We start from the raw sequence: 22277 nt of genomic DNA on the forward strand, positions 1-22277 counted from the left end.
GAGGAATACGGGCGAGCGCTGGGTAGGATCGCCCGCGGACGGCTCGACCCGGACTGTGCGAAGGTGGTGCGAACTGTTGGATGTGAGCAGATCGCTGGCCCGCCAATCACTGGTGGTCGCCGTTGCGGCCGCGGCGGTAGATGCCGCGATGTTGACGGTGAACGGGATCTTCGCGGTGGCCCCGTGGCAGACCACCGCGGTGCTGATCGCCATCGTCGCGGCCGATCTGGCATTGGCCGCGCCGCCGCGCACCGCCGGTGCGGTGGCCTTGATCCAAGTGGCGCTGCGCCTGGCCGAGGCCCTGATGCTGCACCGGCACGGCTTTGCCGCACGCTTCGCCGATGTCGGATTCCTGGTGGCGGGATATCGGGCGGGCGCCTGGATGGTCGGTCCGAAATCGGTGCTGACCGTCATCGCGATGAGTGCGGGCTTTGCGAGCGCGCATCTGCTGATCAGCAGCAATACCGCACACGATTGGCGGTTGCTGCTGGCCTCGACGGTGTCGGCCGGTGTGGTGCCATGGCTGGTCGGCCGATATACGGCGGCGCGGGGTGCATATATCGCCGATCTCGAGCAGCAGGCCAAATTGCGCGAACAGGAGCAGCGGACCGCACTCGCCCGCGCCGTCGCCGAGGAACGCGCCGCCATTGCCAGGGATCTGCACGATGTGATCTCCCATCACGTCAGTGCCATCGGCATCCACGCCGGTGCGGCCCGAATCGCCATGGCCGACACCGGGAATGCCGCCGCCACTCGATCGCTGACCGCGGTGGAATCGAGTAGCCGCGCCGCCATGGTCGACCTGCGCCGCCAGCTCGACCTGCTACACGGGCGCGAGGAGGACGGCCAGCGGCAGCCCGGACTCGCCGATATCGAGGATCTGCTGGAGCGGGTACGCGCAGCAGGTCTGGCCGTGGCATTCACCGTGCGCGGTGCGGCCGTCGAGCTGCCGGATTCGCTGAACCTGACGCTGTATCGCATCGTGCAGGAGATGTTGACCAACGCGTTGCGCCACGGCGACGGCGCGCACGCGCAGCTGATCGTGGACTATCAGCCGAACCGGGTGGTGCTGGAGTCGATCAATCCACTCGCCGACACCGCCACGGTGGGCGATACCGCGGAGCACCGTGGCCTCAGCGGTATTCGCCAACGTGCCGAATTATTCGGCGGCGAACTGCGATTCGGTCCGGACGAGACGCAAAACCATTGGCACACCAGGGTTTCCCTGCCGATCGGAGGTTCGTGAACGTACCGGTCCGTGTATTGATCGCTGACGACCACAGCATGTTCCGCTCCGGACTGCGCGCGGTCGTCGACAGTCAGACCGATCTCGAATGCGTCGCCGAGGTCGGCGACGGCCGCAGCGCCATCACCGAAACCGCTCGGCTGCACCCGGATGTCGCGATTCTGGATGTGCGCATGCCGAAGCTGGACGGACTCGCGGCCACCGCGGCGATCGTCGCGGCGGGCGGCACCCGTGTCCTCGTGCTCACCACCTACGACAGCGATGCCAACCTCTACCGCGCACTGCGGGCGGGGGCCAGCGGGTTCCTCTTGAAAAGCCTGCCACCGGAGGAATTGGTGGCCGCTATCCGGATCGCGGCCCGCGGTGACGCCCTGATCGATCCGTCGATGACCCGACGGTTGATTTCCCGGTTCGCGGGCACGCTCGCCCCACCCGACACCCCGGTCGAGGTCGAACAACTCACCGCGCGCGAGCGAGAAGTGTTGCTGCTCTTGGCCGATGCGCGCAGCAATGCCGAGATCGCCGCGGCACTCGGCGTCGGCGAAGAGACGATCAAAACCCACGTATCCCGGGTACTCGCGAAACTAGGCGTGCGCGACCGCATTCACGCCGTCGTCTACGCCCACAAGCACGGCCTCGTGCCTCCGCTCGGCCACTACTAGTGCACTCGCGCCGAGCCTCCTGGCTCGAACGTCCGACACGCCGTTGCGCGCGGTTAACCCGGCGCCCGGTTCGCGCGATAATCTTCAGCGAAGCCCCGGACCATCCCCTTCGGCCCGGGGCTTCGCCGAGCATCGGGGACTCATCCCATGGCACCCTGGCATCCGTGTCCGAATCGCCGAATCTCACAGGGCAGGGCCGAGTTGCGTCGGTACTGCGTTTTATGTCCGAACTCATCGCCTGGGTCGCGACGCCATGGGCGCTGGCCGGGTATTCGGTTGTACTAGCTGTGCTTTCGGTAGTTGTCCTGATCGGGCTGCCCACCGTGTTCGCCACATCCGGTGACAAGAAACAGGTGCTCGTCGCCGTACCGGGGTGGGGCACCATCGCACTGGTAGTGCTGCAACTGGTCGCGGCGGTCATCGCCGCCTGGGTTGCGTGGCCGGTGTCGCTCGCCGTCCTGGTCAGCGTGCTGGCGGTGCTCACCGTGATTGCGGAGCTCCCGCGTTGGCGCTGGCTGTGGCGTGCGGGAGGTCTTGCTATCCGGTAATGGGCGCGCGGACCGGCCACGGTGATCGCAGCTCGCGATGTCAGGTCTAGAACTCGCCGCTGGTCGCCGGGTCGGCCAGCGCGCCCTCCGCGGTTCGTAATCGGTCGGTGAGCGCAGTGAGCAGGTCCATGGACTCGGTGGATAGTCCGAGCGCCAGATGTACCAGGCGGCGCAGTGGCGGGCTCTTGATCTGACCGGCCACCAGAAGGTCGTGGTCACCAGGTCTATCGAGGTAGTCGAGATTCACGGCGCGGTTCTCACAATCTGTCAGCTGCGTCCGGATTACCCGTCGCTCCAGCGGTTACTCGCGCTACGGCAGGTACGGCCATCGGACCTCGGTGCGCAGGTCATGCGGTTCGAACACCCCGGCACTGTGACACACATCGCACAGGCCCCCGCGCTGTGCCGTGGTCGAATGTTTCGCGGTTGATCATGGACATTAGCGTCTAATATTCCGGCAAGCGGAGGCTACCCCTCCGATCGACCCCTACCGAAGGGCAGAACAGTGGCGTTCGCGGACTATCAGAACGAGATCTACTTCGCCGCCCTCGGCGGGCATGCCCCGGAGTTCCCGATGGACTTCGCGACGCTCGAGGCGAAGGCCTCGGCCGCACTGCCCGCGACGCTGTACTCCTATATCGCGGGCGGAGCCGGTGACGAGCTGACCCAGCGGCGCAATGTCGAGGCCTTCGAGGACTGGGGTGTGGTGCCGCGGATGCTCGTCGGTGCGACGGAGCGCGACCTGTCGGTGCAAGCTTGGGGACTCACCTTTTCCAGCCCGATCTTCATGTCCCCGGTCGGCGTGATCGGCTTGGTCGGCGATAAGCACGGTGACATCGCGGTCGCCGAGGCGGCCGCGAAAACCGGTGTGCCGGCGGTCTTCTCGACGCTCATGGAGGACCCGCTGGAGGACGTCATCGGCCACGCGGGTGCGACACCGAGCTTCTTCCAGCTGTACACGCCGAAGAATCGCGACCTGGCCGCGAGTCTGGTGAGCCGGGCCGAGGCGGCCGGATATCGCGGCGTCACGGTCACCTTGGACAGTTGGGTTCCGGGCTGGCGGCCGCGTGATCTGTCGATCGGGAACTTCCCGCAGCTGCGCGGGCACGTGCTGAAGAACTACACCTCCGATCCCGTCTTCCAGAAGATGGTCGGCTCCGACGATCCGCAGTCCATCGTGCTGCACTGGGTGCAGACCTTCGGAAATTCGCTCACCTGGGACGATCTCGAATGGCTTCGATCGCTGACCGAACTGCCGATCGTCCTCAAGGGCATCTCCCATCCCGAAGACGCGCGCCGCGCGATCGATGCGGGCGTGGACGGCATCTTCTGCTCGAATCACGGTGGACGCCAAGCCAATGGCGGTCTCAGCTCGCTGGAGACGCTGCCCGGGGTGGTCGAAGCCGTCGCCGATCGGGTGCCCGTGCTGTTCGATTCCGGTGTGCGCTCGGGCAGCGATGTGATCAAGGCGCTCGGCTTGGGGGCGACGATGGTCGGCATCGGCCGCCCATACGTGTACGGCCTTGCGCTGGGCGGGGTTTCGGGTCTGGTGCACGTGCTGCGGATGATCCTGGCGGAGGCCGATCTACTCATGGCGGTCAATGGCTATCCGGATATCGCTGCGGTGCGCGAGAATATCCGGCCGAGGCGCTGAATCACGGTGTCATCAGGCTGATCAGGAATCGGGTCAGTACCTCGGTGATCCCGGCGAGGTCGGTCTGCTCGTCGCCGGTGCTCCACTGGTGTACCAGCGCGAGCAGTGCGCCGACGAATCCGGTCACGGCGGTGTGGAACCCACCGGGCGGCACGAATTCGGGTCCGAGCGCCCGCCGCATCTGGTCCTCGAAGAAGTCCGTCCACAGCGCCCGCTGCTGCATCCTGCGCTGCTCGACCCGCTCACCGACTCCGACGACCTCCACATGCGCGATCCGGGCCACGCGCGGGTCACGCCCGATCGACTCCGCATAGGCCCGCACCGCCGCCTGCGCCAGACCGACCGCATCACCCGATGCCGCCGCCGTCGCGGCGGTGGCGGCCTGCCTGGCCTCGGTCTGGATCCGGTCGTACACCGCGACCAACAGATCCTCGCGGTTCTCGAAAAGCTCATAGAACTGGCTGCGCGCCAGTCCGGCCGCGCGGCACAGCGCAGTGATCGAACTGTGCTGGTACCCGCTCTCCCCGAATACCGCCACCCCGGCGGCCAGAAACCGCTCTCGCCGCTGTGCACGGCGGTCGGCGACGGGCCGTCCGTCGTACATCCGCGATGAGCCGCCAGCAGTCATCCGAGGACAGTACCGGTCTTGCCGAGCGGTGTGCGCCGCACGCGTAGTGCCACTACCGTGGGGCGGCGAGTCCGGACCCCGATCGCTGGGAGATGAGCGTGCCTGTATCGACGATCGAGAATGCGGCGGCGCCGACCGCGGCACCGCCCGAGCCCGAACGTCGCACCATCCCCACCACCGCGTTCTGGGTGATCTCGGTCCTCGGAACGGTCGCTGGTGTGTACTACGTCCATCAGGTGCGCGAAACGATGCAGGTGATGATGCATCTGATGGATCTGAGCGTCTACCAGATCGCCGGGCACCGGGTGGTCGACGGCGCCTCCATCTACGACACGCCGCTGCTGGGCCACACCCGCGGTGTCTGGGAGTTCGTCTACACACCGTTCGCCGCGCTGCTGTTCGTGCCACTGGTCAATCTGCACGGTGACGTCTTCACCTATGTCGGTGCGTTCGGCAACTTCGCCATGTTGACGGCGTCGGTGTGGGCGGCGCTGTCGATGCTCGGCTATCGGCGCGATCTGCGGCTGGTGCTGCTCGGCGTGCCGATCGCCGGACTGCTGATGTGGTGCGAGCCGGTGCGCGAGACCATGGCTTTCGGTCAGATCAATATCTTCCTGCTGCTGCTGGTCATCGCCGATATGGCGCTGCCGGATACCTCGCGCTGGAAGGGGGTGCTGACCGGGATTGCGGCGGGCATCAAACTCACCCCCGCCTTCTTCGTGGTCTATCTGCTGGTCACTCGCAGGTATCGGGCCGCTTGGACGGCCGTCGGTGCGTTCGTGGCGACCGTTCTTATCGGTCTCGCGGCCATGCCCAAGGATTCGCTGACCTTCTGGAGCGGCGCATTCGCCGACCCCAAGCGCGTCGGTGTACCGGAGAATCCACGCAACGAATCGCTGCGCGGGCTGCTCGCGCGGACCGTCGGCGTCGAGGGTGTGCACCAATTGCTCTGGCTGGCAGGCGCTTTCGCCATCGCGGCGGCCTGCCTGTACCTGGCACGCCGGCTGTCGCTGACCGGATTCGAACTGCCCGCGGTGGTACTGGTCGGACTCACCACCACCGCTGTGTCCCCGTACAGCTGGGTCCATCACTGGGTCTGGCTCGCACCGCTGCTGGTCTATCTGGCTGATCTCGCCTTGCGCAGGCGCGGTGTGGTCGTGTCGATCGGCCTGCTCATCGCAGTGGCGGTCGCATCGGGTGGTGTGATCGCCTTCTTCGAGCCGACGATGAGCAGCATTTACGACTATCCCGTGGGAAGCCATCTCGCGACATTTGTCCACAACGGATACATCTGGCTGACACTCGCATTATTCGCCGCCGCTACCGTTCAGCTGCGGCGTTCGGCACGTGACGCGCTACCCGCCGTGGTCCGGTAGCCAGCGTCAGGACTCCGACGCGGGAGCCTGCGCCCTGTCCTGTTCCGCGACCGCCGCGGCGTGTTTGGCGCCCGAGCCCCAGCCGACATGCAATTCGCTGCGCATGCGGTCGACCATGTGCGGGTAGTGCAGCTCGAATGCCGGTCGTTCGGAACGGATTCGGGGCAGTTCGTAGAAGTTGTGCCGCGGCGGCGGGCAGGTGGTGGCCCACTCCAGCGAGTTGCCGTAACCCCACGGATCATCGACGGTGACCACTTCGCCGTAGCGGTAGCTCTTGAAGACGTTCCAGATGAACGGCAGCATCGACGCACCGAGGACGAAGGCGCCGATGGTGGAAACCGTATTGAGCGCGGTGAATCCGTCGCCGGGCAGGTAGTCGGCGTAGCGGCGCGGCATGCCTTCGGCGCCGAGCCAGTGCTGCACCAGGAAGGTCAGGTGGAAGCCGACGAGTGTGGTCCAGAAGTGCCACTTGCCGAGGCGTTCGTCGAGCAGTCGGCCGGTGATCTTCGGGAACCAGAAGTAGATGCCCGCGAACGTCGCGAACACGATGGTGCCGAACAGCACGTAATGGAAATGCGCGACGACGAAGTATGAGTCGGTGACGTGGAAGTCCAGCGGCGGCGAGGCCAGGATGACACCGGACAAACCACCGAACAGGAACGTCACCAGGAAGCCGACCGAGAACAGCATCGGCGTCTCGAAGGTCAGCTGGCCGCGCCACATGGTGCCGATCCAGTTGAAGAACTTCACACCGGTCGGCACCGCGATCAGGAAGGTCATGAACGAGAAGTACGGCAGCAGCACGGCGCCGGTGGCGTACATGTGGTGCGCCCACACCGCGATCGACAGCGCGCCGATGGACAGCGTCGCGTAAACCAGGGTGGTGTAACCGAATAGCGGCTTGCGGCTGAAGACCGGGAAGATCTCGGTGACGATCCCGAAGAACGGCAGCGCGACGATGTACACCTCGGGATGGCCGAAGAACCAGAACAGGTGCTGCCACAGCAGGATGCCGCCGGTAGCCGGATCGTAGATGTGGCCGCCGAGGTGACGGTCGTAGGCCAGCGCCATCAGCGCGGCGGTCAGAATCGGGAAGGCCAGCAGGATCAGGATGCTGGTGACCAGGATATTCCAGGTGAATATCGGCATACGGAACATGGTCATGCCGGGGGCACGCAGACAGATCACCGTGGTGATCATGTTGACGCCGCCGAGGATGGTGCCGACACCGGAGACCGCCAAGCCCATGATCCACAGATCCGCACCCGCTCCGGGCGCGTGCTCGATGGTGCTCAGCGGGGTGTAACCGGTCCAGCCGAAGTCGGCGGCGCCGCCGGGCGTGACGAACCCCGCCGTGGCGATGGTCGCGCCGAACAGGTACAGCCAGTAACTGAAGGCATTGAGCCGGGGGAACGCCACATCCGGCGCACCTATCTGCAGCGGCAGCACGCAGTTGGCGAAGCCGAACAGGATCGGCGTCGCATAGAACAGCAGCATGATCGTGCCGTGCATGGTGAACAGCTGGTTGAACTGCTCGGTCGACAGGAACTGCATACCTGGGCGGGCCAGCTCGCCGCGCATCAGCAGCGCGATGAGACCACCGATGAAGAAGTAGGTCATCGCGGTGGTCAGATACATGACCCCGAGCACCTTCGGATCGGTGGTCGTGATCATTTTCCAGAAATAGGAGCCCTTCGGTCCGACCCGCTGTGGATAGGGCCGAACTACCTCGAGTTGAGTAGTGGTACTCACGGGCCGTCGCCACCTTCCGATCGCCGAGCAGCCTTGTCCGGATTATGCGCCTTTTCTATCTCCGACGTGCGCGGTTTGCCCCATTGCCGCCGTCATGTCTGCTGCCACGGTATGAGTCCGGCTGCGACCACGGTGGGATGTGCGCCGGTCGCGCGCGCCGTAGCTTGGATCACGTCGATCGGGGACGTTGGAGCGCAATGAAGAGCTTGATGCGATGGGCGATGCTGCACGGCACGCCGGGACTGTTTCTTCGGCTGCAGGCACGTCGCGGTGATCCGCTGGGCGTGCTGCTCTCGGACCCGCGGGCGAGAGAAATCCATATCCCTACGGCGACCGGATCCGCGAGCGAGGGCGCATTGTGCGCACCCCGTTCACCTGGGCCAGCGCCGATCACGAGATCTGCCGGAATATCCTGCGCGACAAGAATTTCGGTGCGACACCGCCCGAGAGCCTGCAGCTGCCGCGACGCGCCCGAACTCGGCGCCAGTCTGGCCCGGATGGAGGGCGCGATCGCCCTACGGACTTTGTACGAGCGGTTCCCGGATCTTCGGATCGTGGGTGACGCGCCGCACCGTGGATTGGCGAATCTGCGTGGCTATCAGCGCATTCCGGTTGCGCTCGGCTCCGCCCGCACACAAGATCCGGTGTCGCTGTGAACGCCGCAAACGCTGGTGTGCCGCATCTCACGAGTAACGGCTAATGCCCGGCTAACGACTATTCGGAGTGTGGGGACGCACCTGGTCACCGCATTCGGATCGAGCCGCAGGGAGGGCATTGCCGATGGATACCGCAACGGCCCCAACGTTTTTCGAAGATATCATCGAATCGCTGGACGCACTGCCCGGCTGCACCTTCCGCTTCGACGATGTGCCCTGCCGACATCGCGCCGAATGGCACATCCGCAAACGCCCATGCTGCCGGCGCAGCGGCGTAGACCTCATGTGCGACACCTGCTATTTCCGCATCCACGGTTTCTTCGCCATGGGCGTGCGATTCCAATGTTCCGGTTGCGGTGCGCTCTCGGACACCTTCGGTGCCATGTACCCCGTCGCCGTCCGGCTGTGACACCTGCCGGATCCGCGGTGTGAGCTGCGTCGCATCACCCGCGTCCCGGGAACCAGCGTCGGGCCGCGGCCGACCTGTGTGCGAGGGCTGGCACCTTCATTGCCCGATCGGTACCGAGGATTGGTGGAATACGTGCAGGTCAAGCGCTCGCCCGACCACCTCATCTGGCTGATCGCGGTGCTCGTCGCCGGTGCGCTCGTGCCGCTCTCGGTGCTCGCGGCCGGCGATATGCCCTACCGGTCGGCGGGTATCGCCTATCCCGGGTTCCTGGATGTCCTGCTCTATGTCGCGCTGCGGCTGGTCGCCGCGCTGGCGGGCGCGCTCACCCTCGGCGCGTTGATCTACGCCCTCTGCTGCACCGTTGTCACCGCGCGCGGCCGGGTCGATGTGGACGGGTATGCCGGGGTCCGGGTGGCGGAGCGGGCGAGTCTCGTGTGGCTCGCCTCGGCGCTGGTTCTGATTCCGGTGAGTGCGGCGAATGTGGGTGGGCTGTCGATGAGTGCGGCCCTGGAGCGGGGTGCGATCGGCGCGCTGATCGATGCGAGCGAGCAGCCGAAGGCCTGGATCGTGGTCGCGGTGCTGGCCGGTGTCGTCGCTCTGGTGACGCGGCTGACGGTGGCGTGGACCGGACTGGTGGTGCCGGCTGTGCTGGCGCTGATCGCGGTGCTGCCGCCCGCAATGGTCGGCAATGCGGGGGAGGGGCCGAATCACGACTTCGGCACCGGCGCGATGATCATCTTCCAATTGGCGGTCTCGGTGCTACCGGGGCTGGCATGGTGCGTGGCGGCACAGGTGCGGCGCAACGGTTTCCAGGTAGCGAGCGCGGTCCGGCGATACGTGCTCATCGGGTCACTGTGTCTGGGCGCGGCAACGCTGAGCGGGTTGGTGCTCGGTGCCATCCTGTTGCCGTGGTCGGCGCTGTTCAGTACCTGCTACGGTCGACTCACCCTGGTGGTCGTCGTATCGGCGGTCGCAATCGTGATCACGCTGAGCAGGATTACCGCCGAACATGTTTCGAGCGCCGTGATCTCAGGAACCGGCGCGCTGTCCGTGGTGCTGACGGCCGCACTGGTATCGATCGCCGTCCAACCGGCTCCGGCTTTCGCCGATCGCTCGTTCACCGCGCAGGAGGTGTTCCTCGGTTTCGATCTGCCGGGGGAGGCCGACCTCTGGCGGCTGATGACCATGTGGCGCTTCGATATCGTCCTCGGTAGCGCCGGTCTCGCCGGTATCATGCTGTACACCGCCGGAGTGCTGCGGCTGCGGCGACGCGGTGACACCTGGTCGCCATGGCGCACGCTGTCGTGGACGAGCGGCTGTGCGGCCCTGCTGATTTCGACATCGTCGGGCATCGGTACCTACGGCTACGCCATGTTCAGCATGCACATGATCACGCATATGGCGCTCAATATGTTCGTACCGGTGCTGCTGGTGCTCGGTGCGCCCGTGACCTTGCTGTTGCGCACCGTCCCCGCCGCACCCAGGGACGCGATTCCCGGTGTGCGTGAATGGGTGCTGTGGATTCTGCATTCCCGCCCAACCGCGATCCTGGCCCACCCCGGCACCGCGATCACGGCCTTCGTGCTGTCGCTCTACGGCCTGTATTTCACGCCGCTGTTCCAGAACCTGATCCGCTACCACTGGGGGCACGTCTTGATGAACGTGCACTTCCTGATCATCGGCTATCTGTTCTACTGGGCCATTATCGGCATCGACCCAGGTCCGCGCCGCCTGCCGCATCTGGGCCGGCTCGGTATGTTGTTCGCCATCATGCCTTTTCACGCCTTCTTCGGCGTCGCGGTGATGTCGATGAACACCGTCATCGGCGAGCGCTTCTACGAGCAATTCCAATTGCCCTGGCAGCTGGACCTGATGGCCGATCAGCGGGTCGGCGGCGGCATTGCCTGGGTTTCCGGGGAAGTCCCGATCCTGCTCGTGGTCGGTGCACTGCTGACGCAGTGGGTGGCCCAGGATCGCCGCACCGCGGTGCGCACCGATCGCAAGGATGACGAGTACGAAGATTCCGAACTCGCCGCCTACAACGCCATGTTGGAGAAGTTGGCGCAGTCGCGTCGCTGATTCAGCGCGCGAACCGAACCCGCCGCAGCCGCAGGCTGTTCGAGACCACGAAGAACGACGAGAACGCCATGGCCGCACCTGCGATCAACGGATTCAGCAGGCCGAGTACGGCCACCGGGATGGCGACCACGTTATAGCCGAAGGCCCACACCAGATTTCCCTTGATGGTGCGCAGGGTGGCGTGTGCGAGTTCGATGGCATCGGCAACGGCCGCGAGATCGTCGCGGACCAGGATGACATCGGCGGCCGCGATCGCGACATCGGTACCCGCCCCGATGGCCATGCCGAGGTCGGCGGTGGCCAGCGCGGCGCCGTCATTGATGCCGTCGCCGACCATCACGATCCGGCCGCCCTGCTCTTGCATGCGGGCGATCAGTTCGACCTTGCCCTCCGGAAGTAGTTCGGCGACAACCTCATCGATGCCGATCTCATCCGCGACCGACTGGGCGGCATAGGCATTGTCACCGGTGAACATCATGACGCGCAGACCGAGCGCGTGCAGCCGGGCGATGGCATCCGCGGCGCTGACCTTCACAGTATCGGCGACCGCGATCACCGCGTGCGCCGCACCGTCGATCACCACGAGCACCACGGTGCGTCCCGCGCGTTCCTCCTGGCGCACAGCACGACTCAGTGTCTGCGGCACATCGATGCCGCGATCGTTCAGCAGACGCAGGCGGCCGACCATCACCTCGCGACCCGCCACCAGACCGCACGCACCCAAGCCCGGCAGCGCTGTGAAGGATTCGACCTCCGGCACTTCGTCGAGCACAGCGTTCGCGTGCCGGGTGATGGCCGCGGCCACGGCGTGTTCGGAGGCCGCCTCTACCGCCCCCGCCAGTCGCAATACCGCGTCCTCGGTCACCGAATCCGTCACGGTCATCCCGACGACGCTCATCACACCATCGGTAACAGTGCCGGTCTTGTCGAACACCACCGTGTCCACATCGCGAGTGGCCTCGAGCGCCTGATGTCCCTTGATGAAAATGCCCAGTTGCGCACCGCGCCCGGAGGCCACCATCAGCGCGGTCGGAATCGCCAGCCCCAGCGCACACGGACACGCGACCACCAGCACCGCAAGGGCGGCCGAGGCGGCCACGTCGACACCGGAACCGAGCAGCCACCAGGTTGCGAAAGTGCCTGCCGCCACGGCGAAGACGCACGGCACGAAGACCGAGGAGACCCGGTCGGCCACGCGTTGCATGCGCGCCTTCCCGGTCTGCGCCTGCTCGACCAATCGGATCATGCCGGACAGCTTCGTATCCGCGCCCACCGCGGCCGCCTCCACGATCAGCCGACCGGTGACTGCGGTAGTGCCGCCGATCACCGCCATCCCCTCGGTCACCTCGACCGGAATGGATTCGCCTGTCATGGGACCGGCATCCACGCTCGACTCGCCCGAAACCACGAGACCGTCGGTGGCGATGGTCTCACCGGGGCGAACCACGAACCGCTGACCCTCGACGAGTTCGGCAATGGGGACCCGCATTTCGCGATTGTCGCGGGTAAGCACCGTGACCTCGCGGGCGCCGAGCGCGGCGAGCGCCCGCAGCGCACTGCCCGCCGAACGCTTGGCCTTCGCCTCGAAATACCGTCCGGCGAGTACGAATGTGGTGACGCCCGCGGCGGCTTCGAGATAGATCGAATCGCCGGACCAGAACGCATCCCACACACCATCCGGGACGTCGGTCCGGTCCGCGTGCAGGAACATGGTGTCCAGCGACCACAGCGTCGCCGTCGTCACGCCGACCGATACCAGCGTGTCCATGCTCGCGGTGAAATTCCTCGTGCCCGCCAATGCCTTGCGATGGAATGGGGCTGCTGCCCACACCACGACGGGCAGCGCCAGCACGGTCAGGATGATCTGCCAGCCGGTGATCCTGGTGGCCGGGACCATCGCGAACATCACCGACAGATCGGCGAGGGGGAAGAACAGCAGCAGCGCGACGACCAGGCGGCGGAACAGATCCCGGACCGCCGCCTCCTCGGGGGCGGAGGGTACGAGTCCGGTGCTACCGGTGATCGGCTCCGCGCCATAGCCGGCCGCGACCACCTCGGCGCAGAGCTGATCGGCCGAAATGTCCTCGGCCGCATCGACGGAGGCGACGCCGGTCGCGTAGTTCACCGAAGCGAGTACGCCGTCGACCTTGTTGAGCTTGCGTTCCACTCGGTTCGCGCAGGCGGCACAGGTCATTCCGGATACCGCGAGCGAAATGCGAGTGGTCGCAGCCTCGGGACAGGTGGCGAGATCAGTTGTCATGATTCCGTTCGGTCTCAGGCGGCAGGATCTTGGGTCGAGCGGAGATGGCCGGTGCGGCGGCCGAATCGCGCGCCGGGCGGCAGGACGAGTTCGGTGGGCGCGGGATGGCTGGTCCGGGCCGGCGGTGCGGTTTCCGGTCGGCGGGTGCGATGCACCACCGCGACCAGCACCAGCGCGGCGACCAGAATGCCGTGCGAGAGCACCCGGGAGATCGGCACGACACCGGAATACAGATCACCGATGACAAAGCCGGTGAGCGCTGTCACCAGTACGCCGAGCACCGGGAGCACACCGGAGGTGGCGTAGGGCCGCAGCGCGCAGTAGATGAATCCGATGCCGATCGCCAGGCTCCATGCCGTCGACTCGTTCATCAGGTGCCGGGTCATTGCGGCGCCGTGGTGGTGGGTCATACCGAAGTCGAATCCGGCGAACTGACCGATTGCCAGCGCACACTGCACGACACCGAGCAGGCCGAGCAGCAGCCTGGTCCAGCCCAACCCGAAAAGTGATGTCCACCACCTCGATCTGCGCGGGCGTCGCAGGTCTGCGGCCGCGAATATGGCGTCGGTGAGGTCGGGTGCGTACGCCGAACCGCCGCGCAGCAGGCGCGAGGTTTCCACGGCTGCCGCGTACCAGGAACAGCACTGTGCGCACTGTTCCAGGTGTTCGTCGACGCGCGCCGCGGGCACGGTTTCGCGTTCGCCATCGATCCGGGCCGACAATGCGGTCCGGCATACCTTGCACTCCACATCCAGATTGTCGGCTGTCAGAACCACAAAGTTCCCAGGGTTGCGTACGGGTTATTCTCGGGCCCATGCCGACGCCCGCCGAGGATGACGAGACGACTCAGCTGGCACTGGCGGCGGCGCGTGGGGATCGACGAGCCCTGGAAGCTTTTATCCGGGCCACCCAGAAGGATGTCTGGCGGTTGCTGGCCCATCTCACCGAGCTGTCGCGTGCCGATGATCTGACACAGGAGACTTATCTGCGTGCGCTGGGCAGCATCAAGCGCTTCGAGGGTCGCTCCAGCGCTCGAACCTGGTTGCTGTCCATCGCGCGTCGCGTCGTCGTCGATCAGGTGCGGATGGTCATGGCCCGGCCGCGTATCGCGCAGGGTGTCGATTGGGTGGCGGCGGCCGACCATCAGGTGAGTCGGCACGATGGGTTCGCCGACATCGTAGAGCTGAAGCTATTGCTCGAGGATCTGTCCGCCGAGCGGCGGGAGGCGTTGGTGCTGACGCAGGTGCTCGGGTTGTCCTACGCCGAGGCAGCGGCGGTGTGCGGGTGCCCGGTGGGCACGGTGCGGTCCCGGGTAGCACGTGCCCGCGAAGACCTCGTCGCCGCAACGCGCTTCGACGGTAAGCGCCGCGCGCACGGCTGACGGGTTAGAGAGCCAAAGGCGCTGCGGCGTAGCGCAATCGGACAACACCGTCATCGTGTAGTTCGGCAGTGGCTTTGACACCGAAGACATTCCGCAATAGCTCGGGTGTCATGACCTCGAGCACCGCACCCGCCGCGACAACCTTGCCGTGATCGAGCACGACCAGCTGATCACAGCAGCGCACGGCCAGATCCAATTCGTGCAGCACGGCCAGGGTCGTGATGCCGGTCGAGCGGACCAGGTCGAGCAGTTCGAATCGGGCGCGCACATCGAGATGGTTGGTCAGTTCGTCGAGGACGAGCAGGCGCGGCTGCTGTGCTAGCGCTCTGGCCAGCAGCACTCGCTGACGCTCGCCACCCGATAGCGAGCCGATCGGGCGTTCGGCGTAGTCGGTGACACCGGTGCGCGCCATGGCATCCGTGACCGCCGCATGATCGGCGGCGGTATCCCGGCTGAACAGCGCATGATGCGGATTACGACCGAGCCCGATCAGCTCCGTGACCGTCAATTCCGCTGCGCCCGAACCATTCTGGAGCACCGCAGCCGTGGTGCGCGCCGCCGCGCGCACCGACATCGCACTGATATCGGCGCCGTCGATCAGCACCATGCCCTGCTCGGGGCGCAGCGAGCGATAAATGGTGCGCAACAGCGTCGTCTTACCGCTCCCGTTCGGCCCTACCACTCCGACGAACGCCCCCGGCGGCGCCTGCAACGTCACCCCATCCAGCACCCGCGCGCGCCCGAATGCGATCGTCACCCCGACCACCGATAACTCGGTGATCCGGGCGCCCGGTGTTTCCACCGGGCGCACACCCGATTTATGGGCGGGGTGCCCGGTCATGCGAGACCTCCATCGCGCCGGAGTAACCAGAGGAAGAACGGCGCGCCGAAGGCGGCGGTGAAGATGCCGAGCGGGAGTTCGTTGGGGGCGTCGATGGTTCGTGACAGCAGGTCGACCAGGACCAGGTATGCCGCGCCGAGCAGAGCGGCAAGGGGGAGTACCCGACGGTGGTCCATGCCGAAGACCAGACGTATCAGATGCGGAATCATCAAGCCCACGAAGCCGATTCCACCCGCGACCGCGATCAGCACGCCGGTGAGCAGCGAGGCCAGGACCAGCAAAATGATCCGGGTGGTGCGGACATCGACGCCGAGCGCGATCGCCTGTTCATCGCCGGTGCCGAGCACGTTGAGGCGACGACCGAAGGCCAGCACAACGGCGACGACCACGAGGACCACCAGCGTCACCGGTCCCAGTCGCGACCAGCTCGCGCCGGAGACACTGCCCATGGTCCAGAACATCACCGCGCGCAGTTCGTTCGGGGTGGCCCGCAACTGGAGGTAGTTCGTCGCCGCCAGCAGCAGGTATCCGACGGCGACACCGGCGAGAACCAGACGGGTCGGAGCCAGGCTGCCGCGCCGCTGTCCGAGTGCGAAAACCACTGCGGCGGTGCCGATTGCGCCGATGAATGCGGCGGCCGAAACGCCGATGCCGCCGAGTGCCGCACCTGCGGTGACGATCACGGTCACCGCGCCGAGCGCGGCGCCGGAGGACAAACCGAGCACATACGGGTCGGCAAGCGGATTGTTCACCAGCGCTTGCAGAATCACGCCGGAAATCGCCAGGCCGCAGCCGCAGAGTGCGGCGAGGACGACCCGGGGCAGACGATAGTTCCAGACGATCTGGTCAACGGTGAAACCGACATCCGGTGACTTACCGGATAGATGGGCGAAGATGACACGGCAGGTATCGGCGATCGAGACCGTCACCGATCCCGCGCCGATGGATACCAGCAAGACCACGAACAGGATTGCCAGCGATACAGCAATCGCCAGCGGCCGGGGTGTCGTCGCCGGTAACCGCCGTTGTCGAAGCGTATTCGTCATGCGAACTGTTCGGGGTGTACGAGTCTGGCGATTTTGTCCACCGCGATGTCATTGCTCGGTCCGAGGTAGATCGCGTCCGACAACACCGTGTAGTTGATGTTCTTGCTCGCGGTCCACTGCGGGAACTGCTCGAGGATCCGCCTGGCCGCACCATCGATATCGGGATTGCGGTAGTCGACCACGATGAGACCGTCGATCGGGGTGACGGCGAGCTGTTCCTTGCTGATCGTCACGAAAGTAGTTCCATCCGTCCGATTGAACGGATTCACCGCATCGGCCTGTTCGATAATGTCGTTCCAGATGCCGCCCGCGGCGATGGCCGAAAAGTCGCCCCCATCGCCCATACCCATCCCCGGGAAGATGAGCAGCACATTCTTCTTGGGCTGTCCGGCCACCCGCACGGAGGTCTCGGCGATCTTGCGCTCGGTGTCATCGATGAGCTTCGCGGCGCGACTGGGTACATCGAAAATCGTGCCGAAATCGCGCAGCATGGCGTAGCTGTCCTCGATGGTCGGCGTGCCGGTGACCGCGCCGGTCACACCGCAATTAGACCGGGGCACATAGGTATTGGCACCCGCACCGGACAGCTCGGCGCGGGTGGCGAAACCCTGATCGGCAGAGAAGCCGCCGCCTCCGGTGGAGATGACGAGATCGGGATGCTGGGCGAGCATGGCCTCGCGAGGGATGTCCTGCAGGTTGTTCGGGGTGATATCGCCGGTCGGCAGGGCGGCGATGGCATCGGCGCGGCCGGACACATCGGATGAGCCGTAGGACTGGGCATTGGCGACGACGCGGTCCGCGACACCGAGAGCGACCAGTGACGAAACCTCGCCGATGGAGCCGCCGTTCATCACCACGACCCGCTTCGGTGCCTCGGTGAAGGTATAGGCCTTACCGCAGTTCTCCACGGTGACGGGATATTTCGTGACGCCCTCGGTCGCGGCGGCAGGTGCGGTGGTCGCGGATTCGGTGACTGTGGTCGAACATCCGGTGACAGCGATGGCGCCAACGGCTATGGCCAGCAGTGCTGTGTGCTGCATGAATACTTAGTCGTACGGTGCCGCGCCGTGGTTCCCGGAAATTTTTCGCATCCGTTACCGTGCGACGCGCAGGATCCCTGTACAGACCCGGCCGATCCTGCTTGACTTGTGTGACAGGTCCGACCGGACCGCAGGAGCCAGCGCATGTCGACCCATTTCGCTTATCCGGCAGGTAGACCCGCTGACCGTGACAAAACCGAACACGGTGAGCGCGTCGATATTTCGACCGTGCCCGGAGCTCGGATCATCCAATTCACGGTGAGCCATCCGCGTGGCGATGTCACGCTGGTGGTCGTCACGGGCGAGGTCGATCTGTGGACCGCGCCGCGACTACGGGACAAACTAGTGCGCGCCTTCGGTTCTCGGGGCTCGATCATGGTCGTCGACCTGTCCCCGGTCACCTTCTTCGCCGCAGCCGGACTGGCGACCCTGATCGAGGCTCAGGCGGCGGCCGAAAAGGCCGACCGCCGAATGGTTTTGATCACCACGGTGCGCTGTGTCGATCGGGCCATCGAGCTCACCGGACTCGCTACGAACTTCCGCCGCGTCGGCTCCTTGGCCGCGGCGCTCGCGGACCCTACACCGGGATGTGCCGCCCCGATGTAGGGTCCGCGTGATTCAGCGGAACCGCGCCTGCACGCGGGCACGCGCGTTGGCGATCCGTTCCTGCGCCAGCGCCGCCCGTTCCTCTGCCTTGTCGAGACGGCGCAGGGCCCGGTCGACCCGCGGCTGCGCCTTCTTCGCACGCCGCTCCGCCTTCTTGGCCAACCGTGCGCCGCGCTTCTGCGCCTTTTCCGAGATTTCGGTACCGCGTACGCGTGCGGTCGAGGCGAGTTCCGGCCCGCGTTCCCTGGCGAGTTCGGCGATCTCGGCGGCGCGGTGCTGGGCCATTTCGGCGATCTCGGCACCGCGGTGCTGGGCTATTTCCGCGATCTCGGTGCCGCGGTGCTGGGCCATTTCGGCGAGGTGCGCGCCGCGTTCGCGTGCCGTCGCGGCGATTCCGGGCCCGCGTTCCTTGGCGAGCTCGGTGAGCTCGATGCCGCGGTGCTGGGCCTTCTCGGCCCACCGAGCGCTACGTTTCTGTGCTTCGCCGGAGAGTTCGGCACCGCGTTCGCGTGCCGTCGAAGTGAGTTCCGGGCCGCGTTCCTTGGCGAGCTCCGCGAGGTGCACACTGCGCTCCCGTGCCGCCGCGGCGATTTCCGGCCCGCGTTCCTTGGCGAGCTCCGCGAGTTCCGCCGCCTTCTCGGCCCACTTCGCACCGCGTTCCTTGGCCAGCTCGGCCCACTCCGGACCGTGCTCCTTGACCGTCTCCGCGAGATCGGAGCCCCGCTCCTGCGCGACATCGCCGAACTCGCGGGCCCGCACGGCGGCGTCGTGCGCACGGCGGCGCAATGCGTCGCCGGTGGCCGAATCCGTTGCGGTGAACGGCAATGCGGCCGAAACCGCCGCCGTGGCATTGCTGGCGGCACGTCGGCCACGCCAGCCGAGCGACGGCCTGCCCTCGGTATCCGCGCTGGCGATCATCAGACCGCCGAGCAGACTCACATCCTTGACGAAGGCCTTGCGCTTGGCCGCCTTGCGTTCCGGATCCTTTTCCGCCCAGAAATCCTGTTCGGTGACCGTCGCGGGAATCACCGTCGCGGCCAGGGTGAGCGAGGCCAGGCGCGGAAACTTACCGAGGGCGAGCAGCACACCGGCCGAGACCTGGGTGAGCGCATTGATCCGCACGAATGTCCCGGGATCCGCTGGCAATTTCGCGGCGATATTGTCGGGCAGCGACTGCTGTCCCTGCTGGACCAGGGCCGATGCCGCTTGGGTGCGCGGCTCGGGGTGGACCAGCGCGTCGACCCCATCGGCGACGAACGCGGTCGCCAGCAGTGGTCGGGCAAATCGGCGTAGCAACATGACGTCCCTTTCCTCGATGGCTGAGGTTCGGGTAACCGCGTTCGGCGCCGTCAAACAACAAGATCAACACCCGAATCAAGGTTTGACCGGGTGTTCTGTCGCGCCGAACGGCCGTACCTCCGGACTGGACAGAAAGGTGGTGATGATGTTCGTTACGGTCTCTGGATCCTCCACCATAGGCAAGTGGCCGCATTCCGTGAGCTGAATTCGGGTGTGCGGATGCAGTGTGTCGTCGAGTCGGGCGCCGGCCCGGGCCGACAGGATGCGGTTCTGCTCGCCCCAGACGGTGCAGATCGGCGGGAATCCGGGGCCGGGGGTGAAAACATCGAGGTCGGCATAGGTCGGGAAGTCCTGCACCAGGCCGTGCAGCGCCTGCAACCGGCCCTTGTCGCCCCAGTGCGCCATGAGCCGCGGCGAGTGGTGCAGATCGCGGCGCCGCCCGTTCGCGCCGAGTTGGTCGGCGACGATCCGGGAGATGACCGCATCCGGCAGCGCCACCCTGCGGGCCACCGGCGCCAGCGGGAGTCTGGCATCGACCCAGGCCAGTCCGGACTGGCGTCCGGCGCGCATGGTGTTCCAGGTCAGGGGGTTGCACAGCACCAGAGCGCGCACGTTGTCCGGATGCGTCATCGTGTAGCGCAGTGCGGTGGCGGCCCCCAGACAGTTGCCGATCAGCACGACATCGGTGAGTGCCTGTTCGGTCAGGAAGGCCTCGAGCATGTGCACGTAATCGGCGAGGCGATAGCCGTCCGCGGGTTGGTCGGATTCGCCGTAACCGGGCAGATCCAGCGCGAATACCTCGTGCTCGTGCCGCAATTCGCCGACCTGCTCGTCCCAGATGTGGCGCTGGGCGCCCGCATTGTGCAGCAGGATGACCGGTGCGCCGCTGCCGACGCGGTCATAGACGACACCCCGACCGCGATGCGTGAAGATCGCCACGGCGCCTCCTTGCGAGTCGATAGGCGAACACCTGTGTTCGCCGGTAACCCTAAAGGTAGCGCTGATCCGACGGCGAAGCGAATTGCCCGGTGGGCGATCGGTACGGCCAGGTCAGGCACCCGCCCGGAGGAAGCGACCCGTGCGGCGGACACCGAGGACCGGTTCCGCCGCACCCCCGCCGAAGACGCACTCCCCGCCGACGAGCACCGCGACCACCGTCGCGTCATTGCGGTTGACCATGCGCGACAGGTTGTCGAATACCGCGATCGGTGCTTCGGCGTAGGCCTCGACGGTCTCGTCCAGATGTGCGGGATCGATGACGACCAGATCGGCTCGGTCACCGGGACGCAGATGTCCCGCATCGATGCCATACCAATCGGCGAGTTCACCGGTGATGCGATGCACCGCACGTTCGAGCGACAGGAACGGACGACCCGCGCGCTCGGCGTCGTACACCCTGCGCAGGAACCGCAGCCCGAAGTTGTAGAAGGCCATATTGCGCAGATGCGCGCCCGCATCCGAGAAGCCGAGCTGCACACCGGGATCGGCGGCGAATTTGTCCAGCACCCGCGGCCGATGATTGGAAATGGTTGTGCGCCAACGCACTTTGTCGCCGTACTCGACAACCAGGTCCAGGAATGCGTCCACCGGATGCAGGCCACCGCGATCCTGTCCGACCTGACCGAAGGTCTTGCCGATCACCGAGGAGTCCGGACACTCCACGATTTCGGCGTCGAAGAAATCGCGATGCCACACCCGCGGCCCGAACTTCTTGTCGTAATCCTTGCGGAATCGCCGTCGATAATCTTCGTCGCGCAGTAGCTCCCGGCGCTGCTCCAGCTGGTTGGACAGGTGCAGTGCCGCCGCGCCCGAACCGAATTCCTCGAAGACCGGCAGATCGATACCGTCGGAGTAGACCTCGAACGGCACCGGCAGATGCTGCCAGCGGAAGTCACCGCCCAGTCGATTGAGCACCCGCGCAATCAACGGAAAGATCTGGGCGACAGTGGGAATGGCCTTGATATCGGCGGCGGACAGCAGGCTGACCTTGAGTGGTTTGCGGAAGATGCCGAGGCTGCTCGCCGCCATCGCGACCAGACTCTGCGGCCGGGCCACATCCGGACCACCCTGTAGTGCGCGGCCGCGACGGCGCAGGATCGCATTGAGCCTGCGACGTTCTCGGGTGGTCGCATAGGTCGAGGGCAGCGTGCGTGAGCGGCAGACCTCACCGTCGAGCTTGTCGAAGAGCAACTGCTGGGAGGACATACCGACAAAGCCTGCGTCCAATGCCTCATCGAGTTTCGCTGCCATGGCGGCCAATTCGGCATCCGTCGGCCGAATCTCCTTGCGGGTGGCGCGATCCAGTCCCATCTCGGCGGCCCGGATATCAGAATGTCCGATGAAGGCGGCCAGATTCGGTCCGAGCGGGAGTGCCTCCAGTGCCTCGACATATTCCTGTGCCGAAGTCCAGGACTTGATTTCGGCCATCGCCTCGATGACGTGTTTGCGTGGAATGGCCTCCACCCGGCCGAACAGATCGCCGGCGTCCGATGCATCGACGTGCACCGTCGACAACGAGCACGACCCGAGCAGCACGGTGGTGATGCCGTGTCGAATGGATTCGGCCAGCGCCGGGCTCTGCAGCACCTCGACGTCGTAGTGGGTGTGGATATCGATCATGCCGGGAATCACCCACTTCCCGGCGGCATCGATGACGTGCGGACAGTCGGCCTCGTCGAGCGGTTCGGCCGAAACTGCGGCTATAGAACCTTCCCGGATTCCGAGATGGCGGACCGCCGACGGCGAGCCGGTGCCGTCGAACCACCGTCCGCCTTTGATGATCGTGTCGTACATG

At 65.9% G+C, this 22277-nt stretch carries 21 protein-coding genes; 10 read left to right on the forward strand and 11 right to left on the reverse strand.

Going from position 1 to position 22277, the window contains the following annotated elements:
* Window positions 1-82: 82 nt before the first annotated feature.
* The 3 genes from ACQPYR_RS09045 (at window position 83) to ACQPYR_RS09055 (ending at window position 2456) form a co-directional block, all read left to right on the forward strand.
* Complete coding sequence (locus ACQPYR_RS09045) at window positions 83-1246, forward strand: sensor histidine kinase (protein ID WP_433635073.1); 1164 nt, start codon at window positions 83-85, stop codon at window positions 1244-1246.
* Entirely contained in the window at window positions 1243-1908 is a 666-nt protein-coding gene (locus ACQPYR_RS09050; protein ID WP_433629880.1) for a response regulator, read from the forward strand. The genes ACQPYR_RS09045 and ACQPYR_RS09050 overlap by 4 nt, the downstream gene beginning before the upstream one ends.
* Before the next feature lie 221 nt (window positions 1909-2129).
* Window positions 2130-2456 (forward strand): hypothetical protein, encoded by a 327-nt coding sequence (locus tag ACQPYR_RS09055; RefSeq protein ID WP_433629883.1) that lies wholly within the window; start codon window positions 2130-2132, stop codon window positions 2454-2456.
* 46 nt (window positions 2457-2502) lie between these two features.
* On the opposite strand, the gene ACQPYR_RS09060 is transcribed toward ACQPYR_RS09055, so the two are convergent.
* The gene (locus tag ACQPYR_RS09060; RefSeq protein WP_433629885.1) at window positions 2503-2703 is read right to left on the reverse strand and encodes a hypothetical protein; all 201 of its coding nucleotides are present in this window, start codon (window positions 2701-2703) and stop codon (window positions 2503-2505) included.
* 258 nt (window positions 2704-2961) lie between these two features.
* Here ACQPYR_RS09060 and ACQPYR_RS09065 point away from each other — a divergent pair, with 258 nt between their 5' ends.
* Window positions 2962-4110 carry an alpha-hydroxy-acid oxidizing protein gene (locus ACQPYR_RS09065; RefSeq protein ID WP_433629888.1) on the forward strand — a complete coding sequence of 383 codons (1149 nt, stop codon included), beginning with the start codon at window positions 2962-2964 and terminating at the stop codon, window positions 4108-4110.
* Between the two features lies 1 nt (window position 4111).
* Here ACQPYR_RS09065 and ACQPYR_RS09070 read toward each other — a convergent pair whose 3' ends face one another.
* Window positions 4112-4738: a TetR/AcrR family transcriptional regulator gene (locus ACQPYR_RS09070; RefSeq protein ID WP_433629891.1), complete on the reverse strand. Its 627-nt coding sequence runs from the start codon at window positions 4736-4738 to the stop codon at window positions 4112-4114.
* Window positions 4739-4836: 98 nt separating this feature from the next.
* Between ACQPYR_RS09070 and ACQPYR_RS09075 the strand changes: the two genes are divergently transcribed.
* The gene (locus ACQPYR_RS09075; RefSeq protein ID WP_433629894.1) at window positions 4837-6114 is read left to right on the forward strand and encodes a glycosyltransferase 87 family protein; all 1278 of its coding nucleotides are present in this window, start codon (window positions 4837-4839) and stop codon (window positions 6112-6114) included.
* Between the two features lie 6 nt (window positions 6115-6120).
* Here ACQPYR_RS09075 and ctaD read toward each other — a convergent pair whose 3' ends face one another.
* Window positions 6121-7866 (reverse strand): aa3-type cytochrome oxidase subunit I, encoded by a 1746-nt coding sequence (ctaD, locus tag ACQPYR_RS09080; protein ID WP_433629897.1) that lies wholly within the window; start codon window positions 7864-7866, stop codon window positions 6121-6123.
* A 497-nt stretch (window positions 7867-8363) separates the two neighbouring features.
* On the opposite strand from ctaD, the gene ACQPYR_RS09085 reads away from it, so the two are divergent.
* The 3 genes from ACQPYR_RS09085 (at window position 8364) to ACQPYR_RS09095 (ending at window position 11010) form a co-directional block, all read left to right on the forward strand.
* On the forward strand, window positions 8364-8522 hold the full coding sequence (locus tag ACQPYR_RS09085; RefSeq protein ID WP_433629900.1) for a hypothetical protein: 159 nt from the start codon (window positions 8364-8366) through the stop codon (window positions 8520-8522).
* Between the two features lie 124 nt (window positions 8523-8646).
* Window positions 8647-8931 (forward strand): hypothetical protein, encoded by a 285-nt coding sequence (locus ACQPYR_RS09090; RefSeq protein WP_433629902.1) that lies wholly within the window; start codon window positions 8647-8649, stop codon window positions 8929-8931.
* A gap of 123 nt (window positions 8932-9054) precedes the next feature.
* On the forward strand, window positions 9055-11010 hold the full coding sequence (locus ACQPYR_RS09095; protein WP_433629904.1) for a cytochrome c oxidase assembly protein: 1956 nt from the start codon (window positions 9055-9057) through the stop codon (window positions 11008-11010).
* A gap of 1 nt (window position 11011) precedes the next feature.
* Here the strand turns inward: ACQPYR_RS09095 and ACQPYR_RS09100 are convergent, their stop codons facing one another.
* Both ACQPYR_RS09100 and ACQPYR_RS09105 read right to left on the reverse strand, forming a co-directional pair.
* Window positions 11012-13270, reverse strand: coding sequence for a heavy metal translocating P-type ATPase (locus ACQPYR_RS09100; protein ID WP_433629906.1), 2259 nt, complete (start codon window positions 13268-13270; stop codon window positions 11012-11014).
* 14 nt (window positions 13271-13284) lie between these two features.
* Window positions 13285-14019 (reverse strand): DUF2275 domain-containing protein, encoded by a 735-nt coding sequence (locus ACQPYR_RS09105; RefSeq protein ID WP_433629908.1) that lies wholly within the window; start codon window positions 14017-14019, stop codon window positions 13285-13287.
* A 65-nt stretch (window positions 14020-14084) separates the two neighbouring features.
* Here ACQPYR_RS09105 and sigC point away from each other — a divergent pair, with 65 nt between their 5' ends.
* Window positions 14085-14651: an RNA polymerase sigma factor SigC gene (gene sigC / locus ACQPYR_RS09110; RefSeq protein WP_433629911.1), complete on the forward strand. Its 567-nt coding sequence runs from the start codon at window positions 14085-14087 to the stop codon at window positions 14649-14651.
* 4 nt (window positions 14652-14655) lie between these two features.
* Here the strand turns inward: sigC and ACQPYR_RS09115 are convergent, their stop codons facing one another.
* The 3 genes from ACQPYR_RS09115 to ACQPYR_RS09125 are packed head-to-tail and all read right to left on the reverse strand — an operon-like array spanning window position 14656 to window position 17578.
* Window positions 14656-15492 (reverse strand): ABC transporter ATP-binding protein, encoded by an 837-nt coding sequence (locus ACQPYR_RS09115; RefSeq protein WP_433629914.1) that lies wholly within the window; start codon window positions 15490-15492, stop codon window positions 14656-14658.
* On the reverse strand, window positions 15489-16538 hold the full coding sequence (locus ACQPYR_RS09120; protein WP_433629917.1) for a FecCD family ABC transporter permease: 1050 nt from the start codon (window positions 16536-16538) through the stop codon (window positions 15489-15491). The genes ACQPYR_RS09115 and ACQPYR_RS09120 overlap by 4 nt, the downstream gene beginning before the upstream one ends.
* Window positions 16535-17578 (reverse strand): ABC transporter substrate-binding protein, encoded by a 1044-nt coding sequence (locus ACQPYR_RS09125; RefSeq protein WP_433629920.1) that lies wholly within the window; start codon window positions 17576-17578, stop codon window positions 16535-16537. The genes ACQPYR_RS09120 and ACQPYR_RS09125 overlap by 4 nt, the downstream gene beginning before the upstream one ends.
* A 144-nt stretch (window positions 17579-17722) precedes the next feature.
* Between ACQPYR_RS09125 and ACQPYR_RS09130 the strand changes: the two genes are divergently transcribed.
* A complete protein-coding gene (locus ACQPYR_RS09130) occupies window positions 17723-18184 on the forward strand; it encodes an STAS domain-containing protein (protein ID WP_433629923.1) in 462 nt (153 codons plus the stop codon).
* A gap of 12 nt (window positions 18185-18196) precedes the next feature.
* On the opposite strand, the gene ACQPYR_RS09135 is transcribed toward ACQPYR_RS09130, so the two are convergent.
* The 3 genes from ACQPYR_RS09135 to ACQPYR_RS09145 form a co-directional block, all read right to left on the reverse strand.
* Complete coding sequence (locus ACQPYR_RS09135; protein ID WP_433629926.1) at window positions 18197-19483, reverse strand: DoxX family membrane protein; 1287 nt, start codon at window positions 19481-19483, stop codon at window positions 18197-18199.
* A 75-nt stretch (window positions 19484-19558) separates the two neighbouring features.
* Window positions 19559-20422, reverse strand: coding sequence for an alpha/beta fold hydrolase (locus tag ACQPYR_RS09140; RefSeq protein WP_433629928.1), 864 nt, complete (start codon window positions 20420-20422; stop codon window positions 19559-19561).
* 111 nt (window positions 20423-20533) lie between these two features.
* Window positions 20534-22276, reverse strand: coding sequence for an N-acyl-D-amino-acid deacylase family protein (locus ACQPYR_RS09145; RefSeq protein WP_433629931.1), 1743 nt, complete (start codon window positions 22274-22276; stop codon window positions 20534-20536).
* Window position 22277: the final 1 nt, after the last annotated feature.

The organism is Nocardia sp. CA-120079, assembly GCF_050955745.1.
Lineage (GTDB): Bacteria > Actinomycetota > Actinomycetes > Mycobacteriales > Mycobacteriaceae > Nocardia.

What these genes read in the sequence shown, in the direction of transcription:
- ACQPYR_RS09055 (WP_433629883.1), top strand. Translation starts at nt 2,130, where the DNA reads ATGTCCGAACTCATCGCCTGGGTCGCGACGCCATGGGCGCTGGCCGGG.
- ACQPYR_RS09070 (WP_433629891.1), bottom strand. Translation starts at nt 4,738, where the DNA reads ATGACTGCTGGCGGCTCATCGCGGATGTACGACGGACGGCCCGTCGCC.
- ACQPYR_RS09085 (WP_433629900.1), top strand. Translation starts at nt 8,364, where the DNA reads ATGGAGGGCGCGATCGCCCTACGGACTTTGTACGAGCGGTTCCCGGAT.
- ACQPYR_RS09090 (WP_433629902.1), top strand. Translation starts at nt 8,647, where the DNA reads ATGGATACCGCAACGGCCCCAACGTTTTTCGAAGATATCATCGAATCG.
- ACQPYR_RS09100 (WP_433629906.1), bottom strand. Translation starts at nt 13,270, where the DNA reads ATGACAACTGATCTCGCCACCTGTCCCGAGGCTGCGACCACTCGCATT.
- sigC (WP_433629911.1), top strand. Translation starts at nt 14,085, where the DNA reads ATGCCGACGCCCGCCGAGGATGACGAGACGACTCAGCTGGCACTGGCG.
- ACQPYR_RS09115 (WP_433629914.1), bottom strand. Translation starts at nt 15,492, where the DNA reads ATGACCGGGCACCCCGCCCATAAATCGGGTGTGCGCCCGGTGGAAACA.
- ACQPYR_RS09120 (WP_433629917.1), bottom strand. Translation starts at nt 16,538, where the DNA reads ATGACGAATACGCTTCGACAACGGCGGTTACCGGCGACGACACCCCGG.
- ACQPYR_RS09125 (WP_433629920.1), bottom strand. Translation starts at nt 17,578, where the DNA reads ATGCAGCACACAGCACTGCTGGCCATAGCCGTTGGCGCCATCGCTGTC.
- ACQPYR_RS09130 (WP_433629923.1), top strand. Translation starts at nt 17,723, where the DNA reads ATGTCGACCCATTTCGCTTATCCGGCAGGTAGACCCGCTGACCGTGAC.
- ACQPYR_RS09135 (WP_433629926.1), bottom strand. Translation starts at nt 19,483, where the DNA reads ATGTTGCTACGCCGATTTGCCCGACCACTGCTGGCGACCGCGTTCGTC.
- ACQPYR_RS09145 (WP_433629931.1), bottom strand. Translation starts at nt 22,276, where the DNA reads ATGTACGACACGATCATCAAAGGCGGACGGTGGTTCGACGGCACCGGC.